Annotated in this window: 16 protein-coding genes; 8 read left to right on the top strand and 8 right to left on the bottom strand. The window is 73.4% G+C overall.

The window, feature by feature from the left end:
* Window position 1: 1 nt before the first annotated feature.
* Together BJ958_RS18420 and BJ958_RS18415 are read right to left on the bottom strand one after the other, a co-directional pair.
* Window positions 2–1,777, bottom strand: a complete 1,776-nt coding sequence (locus tag BJ958_RS18420; protein ID WP_179728346.1) for a DUF1800 domain-containing protein — start codon at window positions 1,775–1,777, stop codon at window positions 2–4.
* Between the two features lie 26 nt (window positions 1,778–1,803).
* Complete coding sequence (locus tag BJ958_RS18415; RefSeq protein ID WP_179728345.1) at window positions 1,804–2,682, bottom strand: Fpg/Nei family DNA glycosylase; 879 nt, start codon at window positions 2,680–2,682, stop codon at window positions 1,804–1,806.
* 156 nt (window positions 2,683–2,838) lie between these two features.
* On the opposite strand from BJ958_RS18415, the gene BJ958_RS18410 reads away from it, so the two are divergent.
* The 4 genes from BJ958_RS18410 to BJ958_RS18395 all read left to right on the top strand — a co-directional run bounded on the left by BJ958_RS18410 (window position 2,839) and on the right by BJ958_RS18395 (window position 8,091).
* Window positions 2,839–4,059 carry a hypothetical protein gene (locus BJ958_RS18410; protein WP_179728344.1) on the top strand — a complete coding sequence of 407 codons (1,221 nt, stop codon included), beginning with the start codon at window positions 2,839–2,841 and terminating at the stop codon, window positions 4,057–4,059.
* Window positions 4,060–4,126: 67 nt separating this feature from the next.
* A complete protein-coding gene (locus BJ958_RS18405) occupies window positions 4,127–5,350 on the top strand; it encodes an ATP-binding protein (RefSeq protein ID WP_179728343.1) in 1,224 nt (407 codons plus the stop codon).
* Window positions 5,351–5,613: 263 nt separating this feature from the next.
* Window positions 5,614–6,279, top strand: coding sequence for an SHOCT domain-containing protein (locus BJ958_RS18400; protein ID WP_179728342.1), 666 nt, complete (start codon window positions 5,614–5,616; stop codon window positions 6,277–6,279).
* Window positions 6,280–6,453: 174 nt separating this feature from the next.
* A complete protein-coding gene (locus BJ958_RS18395; RefSeq protein ID WP_179728341.1) occupies window positions 6,454–8,091 on the top strand; it encodes an ABC-F family ATP-binding cassette domain-containing protein in 1,638 nt (545 codons plus the stop codon).
* Here the strand turns inward: BJ958_RS18395 and BJ958_RS18390 are convergent.
* Both BJ958_RS18390 and BJ958_RS18385 read right to left on the bottom strand, forming a co-directional pair.
* Window positions 8,069–8,839, bottom strand: coding sequence for a putative protein N(5)-glutamine methyltransferase (locus BJ958_RS18390; protein WP_179728340.1), 771 nt, complete (start codon window positions 8,837–8,839; stop codon window positions 8,069–8,071). The two genes, BJ958_RS18395 and BJ958_RS18390, sit on opposite strands and share 23 nt — an antisense overlap.
* A 12-nt stretch (window positions 8,840–8,851) precedes the next feature.
* Window positions 8,852–9,079, bottom strand: coding sequence for a PspC domain-containing protein (locus BJ958_RS18385; protein ID WP_179728339.1), 228 nt, complete (start codon window positions 9,077–9,079; stop codon window positions 8,852–8,854).
* A 108-nt stretch (window positions 9,080–9,187) separates the two neighbouring features.
* Between BJ958_RS18385 and BJ958_RS18380 the strand changes: the two genes are divergently transcribed.
* Both BJ958_RS18380 and BJ958_RS18375 read left to right on the top strand, forming a co-directional pair.
* The gene (locus tag BJ958_RS18380; RefSeq protein ID WP_179728338.1) at window positions 9,188–9,994 is read left to right on the top strand and encodes a glycerophosphodiester phosphodiesterase family protein; all 807 of its coding nucleotides are present in this window, start codon (window positions 9,188–9,190) and stop codon (window positions 9,992–9,994) included.
* Between the two features lie 10 nt (window positions 9,995–10,004).
* On the top strand, window positions 10,005–10,940 hold the full coding sequence (locus BJ958_RS18375) for a DUF5926 family protein (protein ID WP_179728337.1): 936 nt from the start codon (window positions 10,005–10,007) through the stop codon (window positions 10,938–10,940).
* 76 nt (window positions 10,941–11,016) lie between these two features.
* Here the strand turns inward: BJ958_RS18375 and BJ958_RS18370 are convergent, their stop codons facing one another.
* From BJ958_RS18370 to BJ958_RS18360, 3 genes are all read right to left on the bottom strand, one after another.
* On the bottom strand, window positions 11,017–12,036 hold the full coding sequence (locus BJ958_RS18370) for an adenylate/guanylate cyclase domain-containing protein (protein ID WP_179728336.1): 1,020 nt from the start codon (window positions 12,034–12,036) through the stop codon (window positions 11,017–11,019).
* Window positions 12,037–12,054: 18 nt separating this feature from the next.
* The gene (locus tag BJ958_RS18365; protein ID WP_179728335.1) at window positions 12,055–12,426 is read right to left on the bottom strand and encodes a Crp/Fnr family transcriptional regulator; all 372 of its coding nucleotides are present in this window, start codon (window positions 12,424–12,426) and stop codon (window positions 12,055–12,057) included.
* A gap of 174 nt (window positions 12,427–12,600) precedes the next feature.
* Complete coding sequence (locus tag BJ958_RS18360; RefSeq protein ID WP_179728334.1) at window positions 12,601–13,431, bottom strand: prephenate dehydratase; 831 nt, start codon at window positions 13,429–13,431, stop codon at window positions 12,601–12,603.
* Between the two features lie 63 nt (window positions 13,432–13,494).
* On the opposite strand from BJ958_RS18360, the gene BJ958_RS18355 reads away from it, so the two are divergent.
* Window positions 13,495–13,893 (top strand): DUF4446 family protein, encoded by a 399-nt coding sequence (locus BJ958_RS18355; RefSeq protein ID WP_179728333.1) that lies wholly within the window; start codon window positions 13,495–13,497, stop codon window positions 13,891–13,893.
* A 6-nt stretch (window positions 13,894–13,899) separates the two neighbouring features.
* Here the strand turns inward: BJ958_RS18355 and BJ958_RS18350 are convergent, their stop codons facing one another.
* Window positions 13,900–15,480, bottom strand: a complete 1,581-nt coding sequence (locus tag BJ958_RS18350) for a YegS/Rv2252/BmrU family lipid kinase (protein WP_179728332.1) — start codon at window positions 15,478–15,480, stop codon at window positions 13,900–13,902.
* Between the two features lie 186 nt (window positions 15,481–15,666).
* On the opposite strand from BJ958_RS18350, the gene BJ958_RS18345 reads away from it, so the two are divergent.
* The gene (locus BJ958_RS18345; protein WP_179728331.1) at window positions 15,667–16,650 is read left to right on the top strand and encodes an aldo/keto reductase; all 984 of its coding nucleotides are present in this window, start codon (window positions 15,667–15,669) and stop codon (window positions 16,648–16,650) included.
* The last annotated feature ends 75 nt before the right edge of the window (window positions 16,651–16,725 follow it).

Here is a 16,725-nt window from a genome sequence, read left to right as displayed (position 1 = left end):
CTCACCGGGTCATGTGCAGGGGTGAGTCGAGCAGGACGGTGAGCAGGCGCGGCATCTCCCAGGCGACGATCCGGTGCTGCGAGGTGATCACGTCGGTCGGCGCGCACCCGGCCGCCTCGCAGGCCGCCTGCAGCATGGTCGGCGCGACCGGCTGGCCGAGCATGGTGCGGCACAGGTGGTCGACGAGCTCGTCGAAGCGGATGCTCGCGACCGGTGTGGTCGGCGGCTGCGGCTCGGCCGGCGGCTCCGGCAGGACCGGGTCCGGCGCCTGCGGGGTGGCGGGCGGTGGGGCGGGAGGCTTCCGCTTCTTCTTCTTTTTCTTCTTCTTCTTGTCCTTCTTCGGGCGAGCGACGACGAGCGGCGCCTCGCCGGCGGCCGGGACCGCCGGGTCGGCGGAGGCCGTCGCGGCGCCGCTCGGCGCGCTCGGCAGCCAGTCGACCGGCTCGCGGTAGCGCGCTCCCTGCTCGGGCCACCAGCCGCCGCTCATCGTGGAGTGGATGTCCAGCGAGGCGAGGAAGCGCGACGTCGACGACCAGGCCGCAGCCGTGTCGGGGCGCCCGTCGGGGCGCGGCCAGTCGAACGGCTTCGCCCCGATCCGCTGCGCCTGCCACAGCATGGTGTTGGCCGCCGTCTCGTCGCCCAGGCCGGTCGGTCTGCCGGTCAGCTCCACCCCGAGCGCGCGGTAGGTCGCGACCACGTCCTCGGGTGGGGTGCGCACCTTGGCGTCGGCGGCCGCCTTGAACTCCGCGGACGCGACCAGCGCCAGCAGGACGGCGGAGATGTCGGTGTCGTGGTCGGCGTACACCGCGGCCAGGTCGTCGACCAGTGCGTCGGAGGGCGTGTCGGAGACGAACCGGACGGCGAGCTTGCGCGCGACACGGCGGGCGGTCGCGGGGTGCCGAGCGAGGTAGCGCAGGTACGCCGACAGGGCGGCGCGCCCGTCGGGGTCGCTGTTGGGGTGGCTGAACCCCATCACCCGCACCGGCCCGGTCCAGTGCGCGTTCGGGTCGTAGGACGTGGCCCAGGTCGTCCAGATGCCCACCTTGAACCCGGTCAGCAGCCGCGCGGAGTTCTTGACGTCGGTCTCGTCGTACTGCCCGACGCCGACGGTGTGCAGCTCGAGCAGCTCCCTGCCGAGGTTCTCGTTGGGGGCGGACTTCGTCGAGTTCGCGTTGCCCAGGTAGACGCTCATCGCCGGGTGCGTGATCGCCGCCTCGAGCAGGTCGGAGAACCTGCCGAGGGCGTGCTTGCGGATCTCCTTGCCGTAGGGCGTGCGGAACGGTCCGACCGCGCCCTGCGCCGTGACGTGCAGGTGGTGCTCCCACAGCTCGGCCATCGCCTCCAGCACCTGGCGCTGCGAGCCGAAGCGCCGGACCATCGCCCAGCTCTGGTAGTTGGCGTCGGCCCACCACAGCGACTCGACGTCGGCGCGGTCGCGCTGCCACACGGTGGCGGCGTCGGCGTTGACGGAGAACCACCAGCGGGAGGTCGTCTCGTACCACGCGTCGTCGTACGAGCCGTCGAGCTGGCGGGCGAACCAGGCGTCGAAGCCGCCGGCCTCGGCGACCTGGGCGCGCAGCGCGGGCGTGTACCCGGCCGTGAACCGACGGATGCCGTGCCAGGTCGCCGCGTCCGGGACGGGAGTGGCCGGGTAGCCGCGCACGTCCGGGGCGGCGAGGGCGGCGCCGGGCCGGGCCAGCACCGCACCCACGCCGGCGGCGGCGCCGGTCAGCACGGCGCGGCGAGCCGCGCGGGCAGGGGGCGGCGACGTGGCCATGGATCCCCGATCGGCCTTCCTCGGGGCTACTTGAGCAGCTTGCTCATCCGGCGGTCGGCGAGGGGCTTGCCGCCGGTCTGGCAGGTCGGGCAGTACTGCAGGCTCGAGTCGGCGAAGGACACCTCGCGCACGATGTCCCCGCACACCGGGCACGGCTTGCCCGTCTGGCCGTGCACCGCGAGGTGCGACTTCTTCTCGGCCTTGAGCTCGCTGGCCGCGAGCCCGCGGGAGCGCTCGACGGCGTCGCCGAGGGTGTCGCGGACGGCGGCGTACAGGATCGCCAGCTCGTCCTCGGACAGGCTGTCGGCCGGCTTGAACGGCGACATCCGGGCGGCGTGCAGGATCTCGTCGGAGTAGGCGTTGCCGATCCCCGCGATGGTGCCCTGGTGGCGCAGCACGCCCTTGAGCTGCTTGCGCCCGGCCTCGGCGAGGATGGCGGCGAGGCGCTCGGGGGTGAAGTCGTCGGTCAGCGGGTCCGGGCCCAGACTGGCGATGCCGGGGACGTCGAGCGGGTCGCGCACGAGGTAGAGGGCCAGCGACTTCTTCGTGCCGGCCTCGGTGATGTCGAGACCCGGCGTCTGGCCGTCGCGCTCGTCGAGGACGACCCGCACCGCCAGCGTGGACTTGGTGCTGGGGCGCGGCGGCAGTGCGGGCACCTCGTCCTTCCAGCGCACCCAGCCCGCCCGGGCGAGGTGGAGCACGAGGTGCAGGCCGCTGGCCTCGATGTCGAGGAACTTGCCGTGGCGTCGTACGTCGTCGACGAGGGTGCCCTCGATCGCCGACAGCGGCGGGTCGTAGGTCTTGAGGGCGCTGAACGCCGCGACGTGGACGCGGGTGATGGCGCGTCCCTCCAGCCGGCCCCGCAGGTCGAGGGCCAGGGCTTCCACCTCGGGCAGCTCGGGCACGCGCCCAGCCTAGGACGTGGATCCGACCTGACCAGGCGATCTGGGACTTCGTCCTGTTTCCGGCCCGGTGCCGTCACCCCCTCGGGGCCGGGGTGTTGTCCGGTCATCGGCGGTGCTCGGGAGCCCCCTCCAACCCCGTTCCAGAAGGGCCCTCCCATGCACAGCAGGCACCTCACCCTTGGTTCGCTCGCCCTCGTGGCGGTCGTCGGCGCCGGTTCCGGGCTGCTCCCCACGGCAGCCGCGACCCCCGGGACCCCGGCCCGACCGGGCGACCAGCGGGGCTGCGGACAGCCCGAGGTCCCGGCCCAGTGGGGGACCATCGAGCACCCGGCGACCGGGCACACCGTCCCGGCCGTCACCGGCACCGCGTGGCGCTGGCAGCGGACCACGGTGACGCTCGAGCGGGAGTACGCCCGGGAGACCGCCGCGGCCGTGGTCCTCGTGCACTGGACCCGCACCACCGACCTCGTCGAGCGCGAGCACGCCTGGACCGTCGTCGACAAGGCGGCCTCGCCCGGGTCGCCGGAGCAGGGCCACACCGAGACCCGGGTCGTGACCCCCGCGCAGACGGCCGTCGAGTGGGAGTACGTCCAGCAGCAGAACGGCAACACCCGCTGGGAGCGCGAGGGCTGGAACGCCGGTGACAACGGCAAGGGCTGGTCCCCGACCGGCCAGACCCGCGAGGTCGTCGTGAAGCCCGCCGTCACCGAGGACGTCTGGGTCGTCGACCACGAGGCCGTCCCTGCCGCGCCCGAGCAGTCCCACGTCGAGACCGCCTGGGTCGCCGACGGCACCACGCCGCCCGCCGGCTCGACCCCGACGGGCCGCACGCGGGTCGCCTCGTCGAGCACCGAGGAGCGGGACCTCCCGGTCGGCGAGCAGCCCGCCGGGACCGGCTGGGTCGAGGGTGCCACGTCCGAGATCTCGGCAGCCGAGGAGGAGCGCGTCTGGGTGCCCGACGGCACCGCGCCCGGCGCCGGCTTCACCGCCACGGGCGCCACCCGACCCGGTGCGCCGGTCGTGGAGACCACCGCCGAGACCTCGGTGGCTCCGCCTGCCGGGGGCGGCTGGAGCGAGCTGCCGGGATCCGCCGTCGAGGTGGTCGTCGAGGCCGCGCACGACGTCGTCGACCACCCCGCCTGGGTGGAGGACTACATCGTGGTCCCCGGCCAGCCGGCCACGCCCGACTGCGTGCTGCCGATCGACGAGGGCGTGGACCCGGCGGTCGTCGTACCGGTCCAGCCGGAGGTGCCGGCGGGTGTGCTCGGCGAGAGCGAGGTGCAGCCGGTGATCACGTCGATCACCGTCCCCGACGGCGCCGTCGCGCCCGCCACGGCCGGCGCGCCGTCCGGGGCGCTGCCCGCCACCGGTGCCTGACCAGCCGGCGATCCGACACGCTAGCCGAATCTAGGGAACCCGCTAGACACCTCGATAGCGTCGGATCATGGACCCGATCCGCAACCCGTACGCCCCCGGCGCCGGGCAGCGCCCGCCCGAGCTCGCCGGTCGCGACGAGCAGCTGACGGCCTTCGACGTCGTCCTCGAGCGGGTCGCGCGCGGCCGCCCGGAGCGCTCCCTGGTGCTGACCGGCCTGCGTGGTGTCGGCAAGACGGTGCTGCTCAACGCGCTCCGCTCGGCCGCCGTACGCAAGGGCTGGGGGACCGGCAAGCTGGAGGCACGGCCCGACCAGTCGCTGCGCCGGCCGCTGTCCTCGGCGCTGCACCAGGCGGTCCGCGAGCTCGGCCCGGTCTCGGGGGAGCCCGCCTCGGCCGACGGCATCACCCATGTCCTCGGCGTCATCCGCTCCTTCGCCCAGCGCGAGGCCGGCACCGACGCCAAGCTGCGCGACAAGTGGTCGCCCGGCATCGACGCACCCGTGGTCCGTGGTCGCGCCGACTCCGGGGACGTCGAGATCGACCTGGTCGAGCTGCTCACCGACGTGGGCGGCCTCGCCGCCGACGTCGGCAAGGGCGTCGCGGTGTTCATCGACGAGATGCAGGACCTCGGCGCCGACGACGTGTCCGCGCTGTGCGCCGCCTGCCACGAGCTGAGCCAGAACGGCCTGCCCGTGATCGTCGTCGGCGCCGGCCTGCCCCACCTCCCGGCGGTGCTGTCGGCGAGCAAGTCGTACTCCGAGCGGCTCTTCTCCTACCAGCGCATCGACCGGCTCTCCCGCGACGCCGCCGACCGCGCCCTCGTCGCGCCCGCCGCCGAGGAGGACGCCGAGTTCACGCCCGAGGCGCTCGCCGCGATGTACGACGCCACGCGCGGCTACCCCTACTTCATCCAGGCCTACGGCCGCTCCGTGTGGGACCTGGCCCCGCGCACCCCGATCACCGCCGACGACGTCGCCGTCGCCGGCCCCGAGGCCGAGACCGAGCTCGCCGTCGGCTTCTTCGGATCCCGCTACGAGCGAGCCACCCCGGCCGAGCGCGACTACCTGCGCGCGATGGCCGACGCCGCGGTCGCCGCCTCCGACGACGGTGTGGATGACCCGGTCGGCTCGGTCGCCACCGCCGACGTCGCGTCGGTCCTCGGCAAGAAGCCGCAGTCGCTCTCGCCGGCGCGGGACGCGCTGCTCAAGAAGGGCCTGATCTACTCCGGCGAACGGGGCCGGATCGCGTTCACGGTGCCCCATTTCGGTCGCTACCTCCGCACCCAGGCCTGAGCCCGGACGTACGACGCCGCTGCGCTCCTCGCCCACAGGCGCTGTAACACGTGGTTCGCCGCTCTTCGAGCCGCGTGTCACCTGTGGCAGACCCGTACAGGGTGGCTTCGGGGTGGTCTCGGGGCGGGTAGAGCAGCGAACCACGTGTTACAGCGGCACGCCCGCCCCACCCCCCACCCTGCCCCGCCAGCTCGCCGCGCGACCTGGAGCGACGCGGTGACGTACGAGGGACGCCGCCGCGCCGGAGCCCTACGCTGTCGGCCATGACTCCCGCACCTCGGGACGCGCCGCGGCCGCCCTCCGTGATCGGCAGCTACCTGCCGCCCGTCCTGTTCCTGCTCCTGTGCGGGGTCGTCGGCCCGATCTTCCTGGTCATGGGCCTCGCCATCGGGGGCGAGGAGCCCGGCAGCGGCTGGCTGCTGCCGACGGGCATCGGCATCACGGTCCTCGACCTGGTCATCGGCGTCCTCGTCGGCCGCGGTCGCTACCGCTCCGCGAAGAAGCTGTACCGCTTGCGCAGCAACGGCCGCCCCGCCCGCGCCCAGGTGCTCTCCTTCGACCCCACGAACGTCCGGATCAACGACCAGCCGCTGCTCAAGCTGCGGCTGCGGATCCACGGCGACGACGTCGCGCCCTTCGAGGTCGAGAGCCGCACGGTCATCTCCGACTTCCGGATGCCGCTGCTCTACACCGGCGACCTGCCCGTCCTCGTCGACCCCGAGTCGAGGGAGTGGGAGATCGACTGGGACTCCGCGGGGCCGATCAGCCCTGTCCTGCCGGGCGCCCCCAGCGCCGCGGTGCTGCCGCCCACGCCCGCCGAGAAGACCCCCGCCGAGCGCCTGGCCGAGCTCGACGACCTGCTGAGGCGGGACCTCGTCAGCCGGGAGGAGTACGACGCCACCCGGGCCCGGATCCTCGGGGGGATCTGAGCTCCGGGCCGAGCGCCGACCGCGCGCCTAAATGAGTCGCGCCCGCACCCACCCGCCCCGTAGGCTCGACCCATCATGCTGATCCTCGCCTGACCACGACTCGCGCCCGCGGCCGTCCCTGAGTCCCTCGACCAGTGCCCGGCGAGTCCGACCCCGTCGCCGATCGGATCAGCCATGTCAGCACCCACCACCGCCTCCCTCGCCCCGCTCGTCGTCCGTGACCTCACGGTCGCCTTCGGCCGTCGTACCGTCCTCGACGGGATCGACCTGCTCGCCCAGCCGGGCCGCCGGATCGGCCTGATCGGGGAGAACGGGGCGGGCAAGTCGACGCTGTTGCGGGCGGTCACCGGCGACCTGCCGGCCACGGCGCAGGTCACCGGCACCATCGAGCGCCCCGCCGACCTGGCGTTCCTCACGCAGGAGCCGCCGTTCGCGGACGCGGACACGGTGGCCGACGTGCTCGCAACAGCGCTGCGGCCGTTGCGCGAGGCCGTCGCGAAGGTCGAGACCCTGGCCGACCGGCTCGACGACCCCGCCGTCGCGGACGAGTACGCCGCCGCGCTCGACCTCGCCCTCGCCCACGACGCCTGGGACGCCGACCGGCGGGCGCTGCTGGCCGCCGAGCAGCTCGGTCTCGACCACCTCGCGCCGGACCGGCGGGTCGGCAGCCTGTCCGGCGGGCAGCGGACCCGGCTCGCGCTGGCGACGCTGATGACCCGCCGTCCGCAGTGCCTGCTGCTCGACGAGCCGACCAATCACCTCGACGACGAGGCGGTCGCGCTGCTGGTGGCGTTCCTGCGCGACCTGCCCGGCGTCGTGGTGCTCACGAGCCACGACCGGGTGCTGCTCGACGAGGTCTGCACGGACCTGGTCGACCTCGACCCGGTGGGAATGGGCACCGACGGCCGCGGTGGGCGGCGGTACGGCGGCGGCTGGACGGCGTACGCCGAGGCCCGCGCTGCCGCCCGACGCCGGTGGGAGGAGACCTTCGCGGCCCAGCAGGAGGAGCTCGAGCGGCTGCGCGAGGCGGCGCGGATCGACAAGAGCGCGGTGGCGCCGGGCCGTGGGCCGCGGGACAACGACAAGTTCATCCACGCGTTCAAGGGCGCCAACGTCGACCGTGCGCTCGCCCGCCGCAAGCGCGACGCCGAGCGGCGCCTCGAGGAGGCCGAGCGCAACCAGGTTCGCAAGCCGCCTGCTCCGTTGCGGCTCTCGACCGGCCTGACCGTGTCCGCCCCGAGCACGGGCCGGGCGGTGACCGTCCGCGACCTCGTCGTCGACGGGCGGCTGCGGCTTCCGGTCCTGGACCTCGACAGTGGCGCCCACCTGCTGGTGACCGGCGCCAACGGCACCGGCAAGTCGACCCTGCTGGGCGTCGTGTCGGGGCGGGTCGCGCCGACGAGCGGTGTGGTGCAGGTCGGCGCCCAGCGGGTCGCCGAGCTCACCCAGGACCCGCTGTTCCCGGACCTCACGGCCAGCGCGCAGGCGACCTACGAGCAGGCGGTCGGCCCGGAGCTCGCCGTACGACGGCCGTTGCGGAGCCTGGGCCTGCTCCACCCGCGCGAGCACGCCAAGCCGGTCGTGCTGCTGTCGGTGGGCCAGCGGCGCCGGCTCTCCCTGGCGATCGCGGTCGCGACCGAGCCGGACCTGCTGCTGCTCGACGAGCCCACCAACCACCTCTCGCTCGCGCTCGTCACCGAGCTCGAGGAGGCGATCGGCGCCAGCCCGGGAGCCGTGGTCGTCGCCTCGCACGACCGCTGGCTGCGGCGCCGGTGGGAGGGCGAGGAGCTCAGCCTGCCCGGCGTCCGCTGACGGCGGTCGTCTCGCGCGCCTCGTCGCGGTGCACCCGGGCCACCAGCCCGGCGTCCGCGAACGCGGCCGTGGCGGCCGGTGCCTGGTCGAGCGAGACCTCGCAGAACAGCACTCCGCCCGGCCGCAGCCAGGTCGGGGCGAGGGACGCCACCCTGCGGAGCAGGTCGAGCCCGTCGTCGCCGCCGTCGACGGTGCCGCGCGGCTCGTGGTCGCGCGACTCGGGCGGCATCAGCGCCACGGCGGCGCTCGGCACGTAGGGGACGTTGGCGACGACCACCGCTGCAGTGCCCTGCAGCGACGGGGAGAGCGACGCGGCCAGGTCGCCGACGACGGCGGATCCTCCGACCGGGGCGAGGTTGCGGGCGGCACAGGCCACGGCCACCGGGTCGATGTCGGACGCGTGCACCGTGATCCCCGGGACCCGGCGGGCCAGCGCGAGCCCGAGGGCCCCGCTGCCGCAGCACAGGTCGAGCACGGTGTCGCCGGTCCTCAGCAGGGGGGCCGCCAGCTCGACGAGGTACGCCGTGCGCTGGCGCGGGACGAACACGCCCGGCTCCACCGCCACCCGGCCGCCGTCGAAGGCGACCCAGCCCACGACGTGCTCGAGCGGGTCGCCGGCGACGCGGCGGGCGACCATCTCCTCGAGCTGCGCGGGGGTGCTCGCCGAGGACGTCAGCACCTCCGCCTCCTCCTCGGCGAACACGCAGCCCGCGGCGCGGAGCCGGGAGACGAGGTCGGCGGAGGTCACGGGGTCAGGGTGTCAGCCGCGCGGCATCAGCCACCAGCCGGCGAGATAGACCAGCAGCGCGGCGCCGCCGCTGAACACGGTCGCGGCGACCATCAGCAGCCGTACGACCGTGACGTCGACATCGAGGTGCGCGGCGACGCCGGAGCAGACGCCGGCGATCATCTTGTCGTGCTCGCGGCGGGTCAGCCGGCGGGGCGCGACGGGGTTCTGGGGGCTGGAGTAGCTGTCGTAGTTGCTCATGCCTCAACGGTGCCTCGCCCGGCTCCGCCACACATCGGGGAACGACCCCGGTCCGACCCGGATCCGACCCTGAGACCCCCGGACCCCCGCACCTGCCACAATCTTCCCGTGCCCACCGTACGTCCCCAGGTGGTCGCCCATCGCGGCGCCAGTCACGAGCTCGCCGAGCACACCCTGGGCGCCTATCTCGAGGCGCTCGACACCGGCGCCGGCGGACTGGAGTGCGACGTCCGGCTCACCGCCGACGGTCACCTCGTCTGCGTCCACGACCGCGACCTGCGTCGTACCGCCGCCAACAAGGGCATCGTGTCGACGATGGAGCTCGCGGACCTCTCCGAGCTCGACTTCGCGGCCTGGAAGAACCCTTGGGCCGACCTCGATGACGAGGCGCCCGACGAGGACCAGGACCTGCGCGGCGTGCTCACCTTGCGCAAGCTGCTCGAGACCGTCGCCGACTACGACCGCCGGGTCGAGGTGGCGATCGAGACCAAGCACCCGACGCGGTACGGCGGTCTGGTCGAGAAGCGCCTGGTCGAGATGCTCCGCGACTTCGGCTGGGACCAGGCCGGTGCGCCGGTGCGGGTGATGAGCTTCTCGTTCACCGCGCTGCAGCGCGTCGAGCGGCTGGCGCCGGAGATCCAGCTGGTCCAGCTGCTCGACAAGCCGAACTACTGGCCGATGCTGCGCCGGGTGATCGGCCGCGACTGGATCGTTGGGCCCGGCATCAAGATGCTGCGCGACCACCCGCGGGTCGGCGAGTCGATCGCCCGCTCCGGGCGCGACGTCCACGTGTGGACGGTCAACAAGGAGAAGGACCTCGACCGCTGCCTCGACCTCGGGGTGAAGGCCGTGATCACCGACCGGCCGCGGTTGATGCTCGACCTGCTGGAGCAGCGTCTCGGCCCTGCCGAGTAGGTTTCCGCGCATGGCGAAGAAGAACCGCACGAAGACCGCTGCCGAGACACCCGCGGGCGAGGTCGGCCCCCGGCAGCCCTGCCCCTGCGGCTCCGGCAAGCGCTACAAGGCGTGCCACGGTGCGCCCGGCGGCGGCCAGGTCTTCGTCAAGCGACCGTTCGAGGGCCTGCCCTCCGAGTGCGACATCGTCGCGCTGCGTGAGCTGGTGCCCGCCGCGACCGCGCCGCTGACCCTCGAGGGCGAGTACGCCGACCGCGTGGTCCGGCTGTGCACCCTGCTCCCGATGGCGGCGCCCGCGCTGGTCCGCGACAGCGGCGAGGTCTGGCTCGGCCTGCAGGTCCAGCACAACTTCGGCGACCCGGCCCGCGACCTCGGCGCCGTGCTGCTCGAGGCGCTGGCCGCCGAGCCCGGCGCCGGCATGGTCGGGCTGACCGCGCCCCCGGGACCCGGCCCCCGCCTCCAGGACCTCGTCGCCGGCGACGACCTCGCCGTCGAGGTGCACGAGGGCTTCGACTACTGGGTCTCCGACATGGACGCCAGCTCCGAGCTCGCCCAGGCGCTCGAGCAGGCCCAGGGTGCGGCCGCACCGACCGCGCGGCTGGCCGGCGTCACGGCGGCGTACTGGACCCGGATGGGTGCCAAGGAGCACCTGCGCTGGGTGATGCCCGAGCCCGAGGACGCCCTCCTCGACGCGCTCGCCCGGCTGCACGTCTCCGGCGACGACGTGATCGTCCCCGACGCCCGCTTCGTCGGCATGTTCCGCGCCCACGGACTGCTCGCCCCGGTCTGGGACCTGCCCGTCGGCACCGGCCCCGAGCCGCTCGAGGAGGCCGCCGCCGCGTTCAAGGCCAAGCTCGACGCGGCCCTCGCCGACACGAGCGAGCTGACCACCGAGCAGCGCTCGGCCCGCAACGGACTCGCGAACCGCCAGGTCACCATCCGCTGACCTGGTTGCGGGAATCGCCTCTTCAGCGGCGATTCCCGCGCTTGCCGACCGTTGCAACGGTCGGCAAGCGCACGTTTCACCTCTGGAGAGGCGATTCCTGCAGCGCCCAGACCTTGAGCCGCGAGTACCCCTTCACCGACACCCGCCGCAACCGACGGAAGCGGTAGGTGCCGGTGTGCTCGTCGGACTCGTCGTCCTCACGTCCGGTCAGCGCCTCGTAGGCACCGAGGTCGACGAGCACCGAGCTCGGCCGGGCCACGGAGGTGAGCCGGGCCGCGATGTTGACCACCGGACCGAACACGTCGCCGAGGCGGGTGACCACCTCGCCGTACGCGATGCCGGCCCGGACGGCGGGGAACGGGTCCTCGGGGTCGGCGCCACGACGGGTCAGCTCCAGCGCGAGGTCGGCCATCGCCTCGGGGGAGTCGGCGACGATGAGGAGCTCGTCGCCGATGTTCTTGATGATCCGGCCGCCGCGGTCGACGGTCAGTCCCAGCACGGTGGACTCGAAGGACTCCAGCCAGGACACCAGCTCGCGGTCGCTGAGCGTGCGCGAGCGAGAGGTGTAGCCGACGATGTCGACGAAGCACACGGCGAGCGACGCGGTCGGGCCGGAGGTCTGCTCGGCCAGCAGCCGGGCGCTGGCGCTGAGCAGGTGGCGTCGCCACACGTAGCTCTGCAGCTCCTCGACCCGCGGCAGCGCCTCGTCGGAGATCGCGAGCAGTCCCTCGGTCGGGTCGGCGCCGAGCTCGCCCGCGACCGAGGCCAGCAGGGCGACCTGCCAGTCGGCGAGACGGGCGAAGCTGCGCCCCCAGGTGCGGACCAGGCCGTCCTGACGCTCCTGGCTGAGGATCCCGAGCCGGATCAGGTCGTTGGTCAGCTGCAGCGCCCGGACGTCGGCGGTCGTGAACGCCGCCTCGTCGTCGGGGACGTGGGCGAAGCCCAGCAGGTGCCACAGCTCGTTGGCCGTCGCCAGGGGTACGCCGGCCCGCTCGGCGACCTCCTCCTGGGTCAGCCACGGTGTCTCGCCGAGGAGGTGCTCCTCGAGCGCGGCAACGACCCCGCCGTCGCCGGCGGGGTCGTCGGGCGTGCTCATCGACGGACGGTCAGGAGCTCAGGCGTCGCCGAGGCGCGACTGCGCGACGTCGACGAGGGCCTGGTGGAACGCGGGCCACTCGGCGTCGAGCTCGCGCAGGGTGTCGTCGGTGAGGTGGATCGTGTCGAGCGGCGTGAGCGCCACGACGGTGGCGTTGCGCAGCTTCTGGCCGACGATCGCGGCCTCGCCGACGATGTCACCGGCGCCGAGCTGGGCGATCTCGGTGCCGTCGCGGCGCACGGAGACGGTGCCCTCGAGGATGACGTACGCCTTGTCGGCCGGGGTGTCCTCCCAGATCGGCGACCAGCCCTCGGGGAGCTTCACCCGCCGTCCGGTCGCGCTGATCCGCGCGATCTCCTGGGGCGAGAAGTGCTCGAAGAACGTTGCCATGCTGACCCTTTCGCTGTGCCCGACGCAGCGCGCCGGGCTCACCTTCTCTCTCCCCGACTGTCACCGCCGACCCTAGTGCGCCCGACGCCGGTGGGGGAGACACCTGTCACAACGTGTCCGGGACACTTGCGTTATCCCGGCGTACGACGGGCCGCTACCCGGTCGGGCGCAGGTTCAGCCGCGGAACGGGTCGGCCGGGTAGACCCCGAGCACCTTGATGTCGGTGGTGAAGAAGGTCAGCTCCTCCAGGGCCCGCTTGAGCCCGGGGTCGTCGGGGTGCCCGTCGACCTCGGCGAGGAACTGGGTGGCCGCGAACTCGCCGCCGACCATGTAGCTCTCGAGCTTGGTCATGTTGATGCCGTTGGTCGCGAACCCGCCCAGCGCCTTGTAGAGCGCCGAGGGCAGGTTGCGGACGTTGAACACGAAGCTGGTGACGACCGGGCCGTTGCCCTGCGGGGCCATGACGTACTCGGGGGAGAGCAGCACGAACCGGGTCGTGTTGTGGTCCTCGTCCTCGACGTCCCTGCGAAGGATCTCGAGCCCGTAGATCTCCGCGGCGAGCGGCGGGGCGATGGCGGCCTGGGTCGGGTCGCCGGCCTCGGCGATCTCGCGGGCCGCGCCGGCGGTGTCGCCGGAGATGAGCGGGGTCAGCCCGAGCTCGCGGATCACCTTGCGGCACTGGCCCAGCGCGTGGACGTGGCTGTGCACGGTCCGCAGCGTCTCGGCGGACGCGCCCGGCACCACCATCAGGTGGAACTGGATGCGCAGGAAGTGCTCGGCGATGATGTGCAGCCCCGAGTCGGGCAGGAAGTGGTGGATGTCCGCGACCCGGCCGGCGATCGAGTTGTCGATCGGGATCAGGGCGAGGTCGCAGTCGCCGCTGGCCACGGCCGCGAAGACGTCCTCGAAGGAGGCGCACGCGACGGCCTCGGCGTCCGGGTAGTGCTGCTTGCACACGATGTGCGAGTTGGCGCCGGGTTCCCCCTGGTACGCGATACGGACCATGCGGCAAGGGTAGTGGCGGCGCGTGTGCCCCAGCCGCGCAGTCTCGCCGACTACGGTCGCCCCATGGCCGTCGTCCTCGCTCTCCTCGCCCTCCTCGTGGCCGTCGCCGCCCTCGCCGTGGCGCTCCGCAACGGACGACCCGGCCGTACGACGCACGCCGACGACCTCCCCGCCGACGCCGCCGGGCTGCGTCGCGAGGTCGCCGCGCTGCGGGCCGAGGCGGTCGGGGCGCTGCGCCACCTGGCCGTGGTCCGCTACGACGCCTTCGACGAGATGGGCGGGCGGCTGTCGTGGTCGCTCGCGCTGCTGGACGACGCGGGCGACGGGGTCGTCCTCACCTCGATCCGCGGGCGCAACGAGGCCCGCACCTACGCCAAGTCGGTCGCCGGCTGGAGCAGCGAGCAGGAGCTCTCGCCCGAGGAGGCCGAGGCCGTCGCGCACGCGCGGCTGGCCCGCAGCTGACTCCGGTCAGCCGCGCGGCACCCGCACCAGCACCCGGCCGTGGATGCACTCCATCCGCAGCTCCGAGCCCAGTCCGATCGTGTCGCCGTCGAGCTGGCGCGGGACCTCGCCGGCCGCGCGTACGACGACCTTGCGCCCGGTCATCCGCGCGACCGACTCGCCCGCGTTGTGCTCGCGGCGGGTCAGCACGCGCAGGACCAGCGGGATCCAGCTGAGGAAGCGGCGCGGGTAGAGCAGCACGACGTCGAGCAGGCCGTCGTCGATCGCAGCGTCAGGGAGCAGGTTCATCCCGCCCTGCAGGCTGCCGACGTTGCCGATCACGCAGGTCCGGGCGCGGTGCTTGGTGAACGGCATGTCGTCGACCGAGATCTCCAGCTTCATCGCCGGGAACATCAGGCCCTTCAGGCCGGACAGGACGTAGGCGAGCCAGCCGACCTTCTTCTTGAGGTCCTCGTTGACGCCCTCCATGATCGCGGCGTCGAAGCCCATGCCGGCCATCACCATGAAGTGGGTGCGCTCGATGCCGTCGCCGTCGACCTCGACCATGTCGATGGCCCGGTCCTGGCCGGTGAGCGCGATGTCGATGGCGGCGCGGATGAAGAGCGGGATCTCCAGGTTGCGGGCGAGCAGGTTGCCGGTGCCCGCGGGGACGACGCCCACCGGGATGCCGGTGCCGGCGAGCTCGGCGCACACCTCGCGCACGGTGCCGTCGCCGCCGCAGACGATGACCAGGTCGGCGCCCTCGACCGCGGCCTGCTCGGCCTGGCCGGTGCCGGAGTCCTCGACGGTGGTGAGGTACCAGCGCGGCTCGTTCCACCCCGACTCGAGCGCCATCTGGGTCACCAGGGTCTGGAACTGCTCGACCGACTCGACCTTGATCGGGTTCAGCACGACCGCCAGCTTGCGGGCCGAGGGGAACGGCTCGGGCAGCGGCTCGGCCTTGAGGGCGTGGCTGCGGGGGAGCGGGTTGTAGAGCGCCACCCCGAGCAGCAGCACGCCGATGCCGAGCAGGGTGCCGCCGACCACGTCGCTCGGGTAGTGCCGCCCGAGCAGGATCCGGTCCGCGGCGACCAGCGCCCACACCAGGACCGCGAGGGTGGAGAGCAGGCGGCGGATGCCCGGTCGTCGTACGAGCATCACGGCGAGGAGCACGACCAGGCCGGCGAACGCGGCCGCCGAGGAGGTGTGGCCCGACGGGAAGGCGTTGGAGTGCAGGAAGTACTCGGGGTCCTGCCACACGGGTCGGCCGCGCCCGACGAGCACCTTGGCGCCGTACGTCGCCAGCGCGGTGGCCGCCATCACGGCCGCGACCAGGATCCCGGCCCGCCGGTGCCCCTTCACGAACAGGGCGACGCCCAGCACCGTGGTGATCGCGGTCATGCAGGCCGTCCCGAAGACGATCTCGACGATCCGCAGCGGGTGCTCCAGCCAGCCCTGGTCGCCGGCCCAGTTGCGCGCGGACTCCCCGTGGCTGTCGAGCTCCACCACCCACGACCAGTCGGCGGCGACGGCTCCGGCCACCCCCGCGAACAGGGCGAGCAGGATCAGCGAGGCCAGGAGAGGGGTCCGGCGGGGGCGGTCGAGCACTGGTGGTCATCTCCGGAAGGTCTTCGGGCGCCCCGCACCCCGGGCACGCACCTGGCGGCGTTGGCGTCGCTCGTTGGACGACAAGGTAGGACTTCGCTCCGCCGCCTTGCCATGCACGCACCCGGAGCACGGGCCGCCTCCGAACACCTTCCGGAGGTGACCACCCGTGGAGGATAACGTCGAGTCATGACCGCCCCCTCTTCCGTGACCCTCGGCCGCTCGGGCCTCGTCGTGTCCCGCGTCGGCCTCGGCTGCAACAACCTCGGCCGCCCCGGCGCTGCCACGGAGTCCCAGGAGGGCACCGACCGCGTGATCGGCGCCGCACTCGACGCGGGGATCACCTTCTTCGACGTCGCCGACACCTACGGCGCCACGCCGGGCCTGTCCGAGGAGCGGCTCGGGGCAGCGCTGGGCTCGCGCCGCGCCGACGTGGTCGTCGCCACGAAGTTCGGCATGGACATGCGCGGCGCCAACGGCCCCGACTTCGGCGCCCGCGGCTCGCGCCGCTACGTCCGCACCGCCGTCGAGGCGTCCCTGCGCCGCCTCGGCACCGACTGGATCGACCTCTACCAGTTCCACACCCCCGACCCGCGCACCCCGATCGAGGAGACGATGTCCGCCCTCGACGACCTGGTCCGCGAGGGCAAGGTGCGCTACCTCGGCCACTCCAACCGGGCCGGCTGGCAGATCGCGCAGGCCGAGTACGTCGCCCGCGAGCTCGGCGTCGAGCGGTTCGTCTCCGCCCAGAACCACTACAACCTCACCGACCGCCGGGCCGAGCTCGAGGTGCTGCCCGCGTCCCGTGCGTTCGGCATCGGCGTGCTGCCGTACTTCCCGCTCGCCAACGGCCTGCTCACCGGCAAGTACGCCTCCGGCAACGCCCCCGAGGGATCCCGCCTCTCGCACACCCGCCAGCACCTGCTCGAGGACGCCGTGTCCCCGACGCTCAAGGCCTACTCCGACTTCGCCCGGGAGCGCGGGATCTCCGAGGTCACCGTCGCCATCGGCTGGCTCCTCGCGCAGGACCCGGTCGCGTCGGTGATCGCCGGTGCCACCTCGCCCGAGCAGGTCGCCGCCAACGCGCGGGCGGACCAGTGGTCGCCCACCGCCGAGGACCTCGCCGAGCTCGACGCGCTCTTCCCCGCCCCCGACCCCATCGCGCCGTACTGACGAGAGATCGTCGAGTAGTCCACGCCCGAGGGACGAGGGCGTGGACGTATCGAGACGCGGTTGGCGTCTCGATAC

This window comes from Nocardioides kongjuensis, from assembly GCF_013409625.1.
GTDB lineage: Bacteria > Actinomycetota > Actinomycetes > Propionibacteriales > Nocardioidaceae > Nocardioides > Nocardioides kongjuensis.
Note: the sequence above shows the minus strand (reverse complement) of the source record. Positions and strands in the feature narration are given on the sequence as shown.

Excerpts from the sequence above, each read along its gene's own strand:
- BJ958_RS18360 (WP_179728334.1), bottom strand. The coding sequence starts at position 13,431 with ATGGTCCGTATCGCGTACCAGGGGGAACCCGGCGCCAACTCGCACATC.
- BJ958_RS18385 (WP_179728339.1), bottom strand. The coding sequence starts at position 9,079 with ATGAGCAACTACGACAGCTACTCCAGCCCCCAGAACCCCGTCGCGCCC.
- BJ958_RS18410 (WP_179728344.1), top strand. The coding sequence starts at position 2,839 with ATGCACAGCAGGCACCTCACCCTTGGTTCGCTCGCCCTCGTGGCGGTC.
- BJ958_RS18375 (WP_179728337.1), top strand. The coding sequence starts at position 10,005 with ATGGCGAAGAAGAACCGCACGAAGACCGCTGCCGAGACACCCGCGGGC.
- BJ958_RS18420 (WP_179728346.1), bottom strand. The coding sequence starts at position 1,777 with ATGGCCACGTCGCCGCCCCCTGCCCGCGCGGCTCGCCGCGCCGTGCTG.
- BJ958_RS18355 (WP_179728333.1), top strand. The coding sequence starts at position 13,495 with ATGGCCGTCGTCCTCGCTCTCCTCGCCCTCCTCGTGGCCGTCGCCGCC.
- BJ958_RS18365 (WP_179728335.1), bottom strand. The coding sequence starts at position 12,426 with ATGGCAACGTTCTTCGAGCACTTCTCGCCCCAGGAGATCGCGCGGATC.
- BJ958_RS18345 (WP_179728331.1), top strand. The coding sequence starts at position 15,667 with ATGACCGCCCCCTCTTCCGTGACCCTCGGCCGCTCGGGCCTCGTCGTG.
- BJ958_RS18405 (WP_179728343.1), top strand. The coding sequence starts at position 4,127 with ATGGACCCGATCCGCAACCCGTACGCCCCCGGCGCCGGGCAGCGCCCG.
- BJ958_RS18370 (WP_179728336.1), bottom strand. The coding sequence starts at position 12,036 with ATGAGCACGCCCGACGACCCCGCCGGCGACGGCGGGGTCGTTGCCGCG.
- BJ958_RS18395 (WP_179728341.1), top strand. The coding sequence starts at position 6,454 with ATGTCAGCACCCACCACCGCCTCCCTCGCCCCGCTCGTCGTCCGTGAC.
- BJ958_RS18400 (WP_179728342.1), top strand. The coding sequence starts at position 5,614 with ATGACTCCCGCACCTCGGGACGCGCCGCGGCCGCCCTCCGTGATCGGC.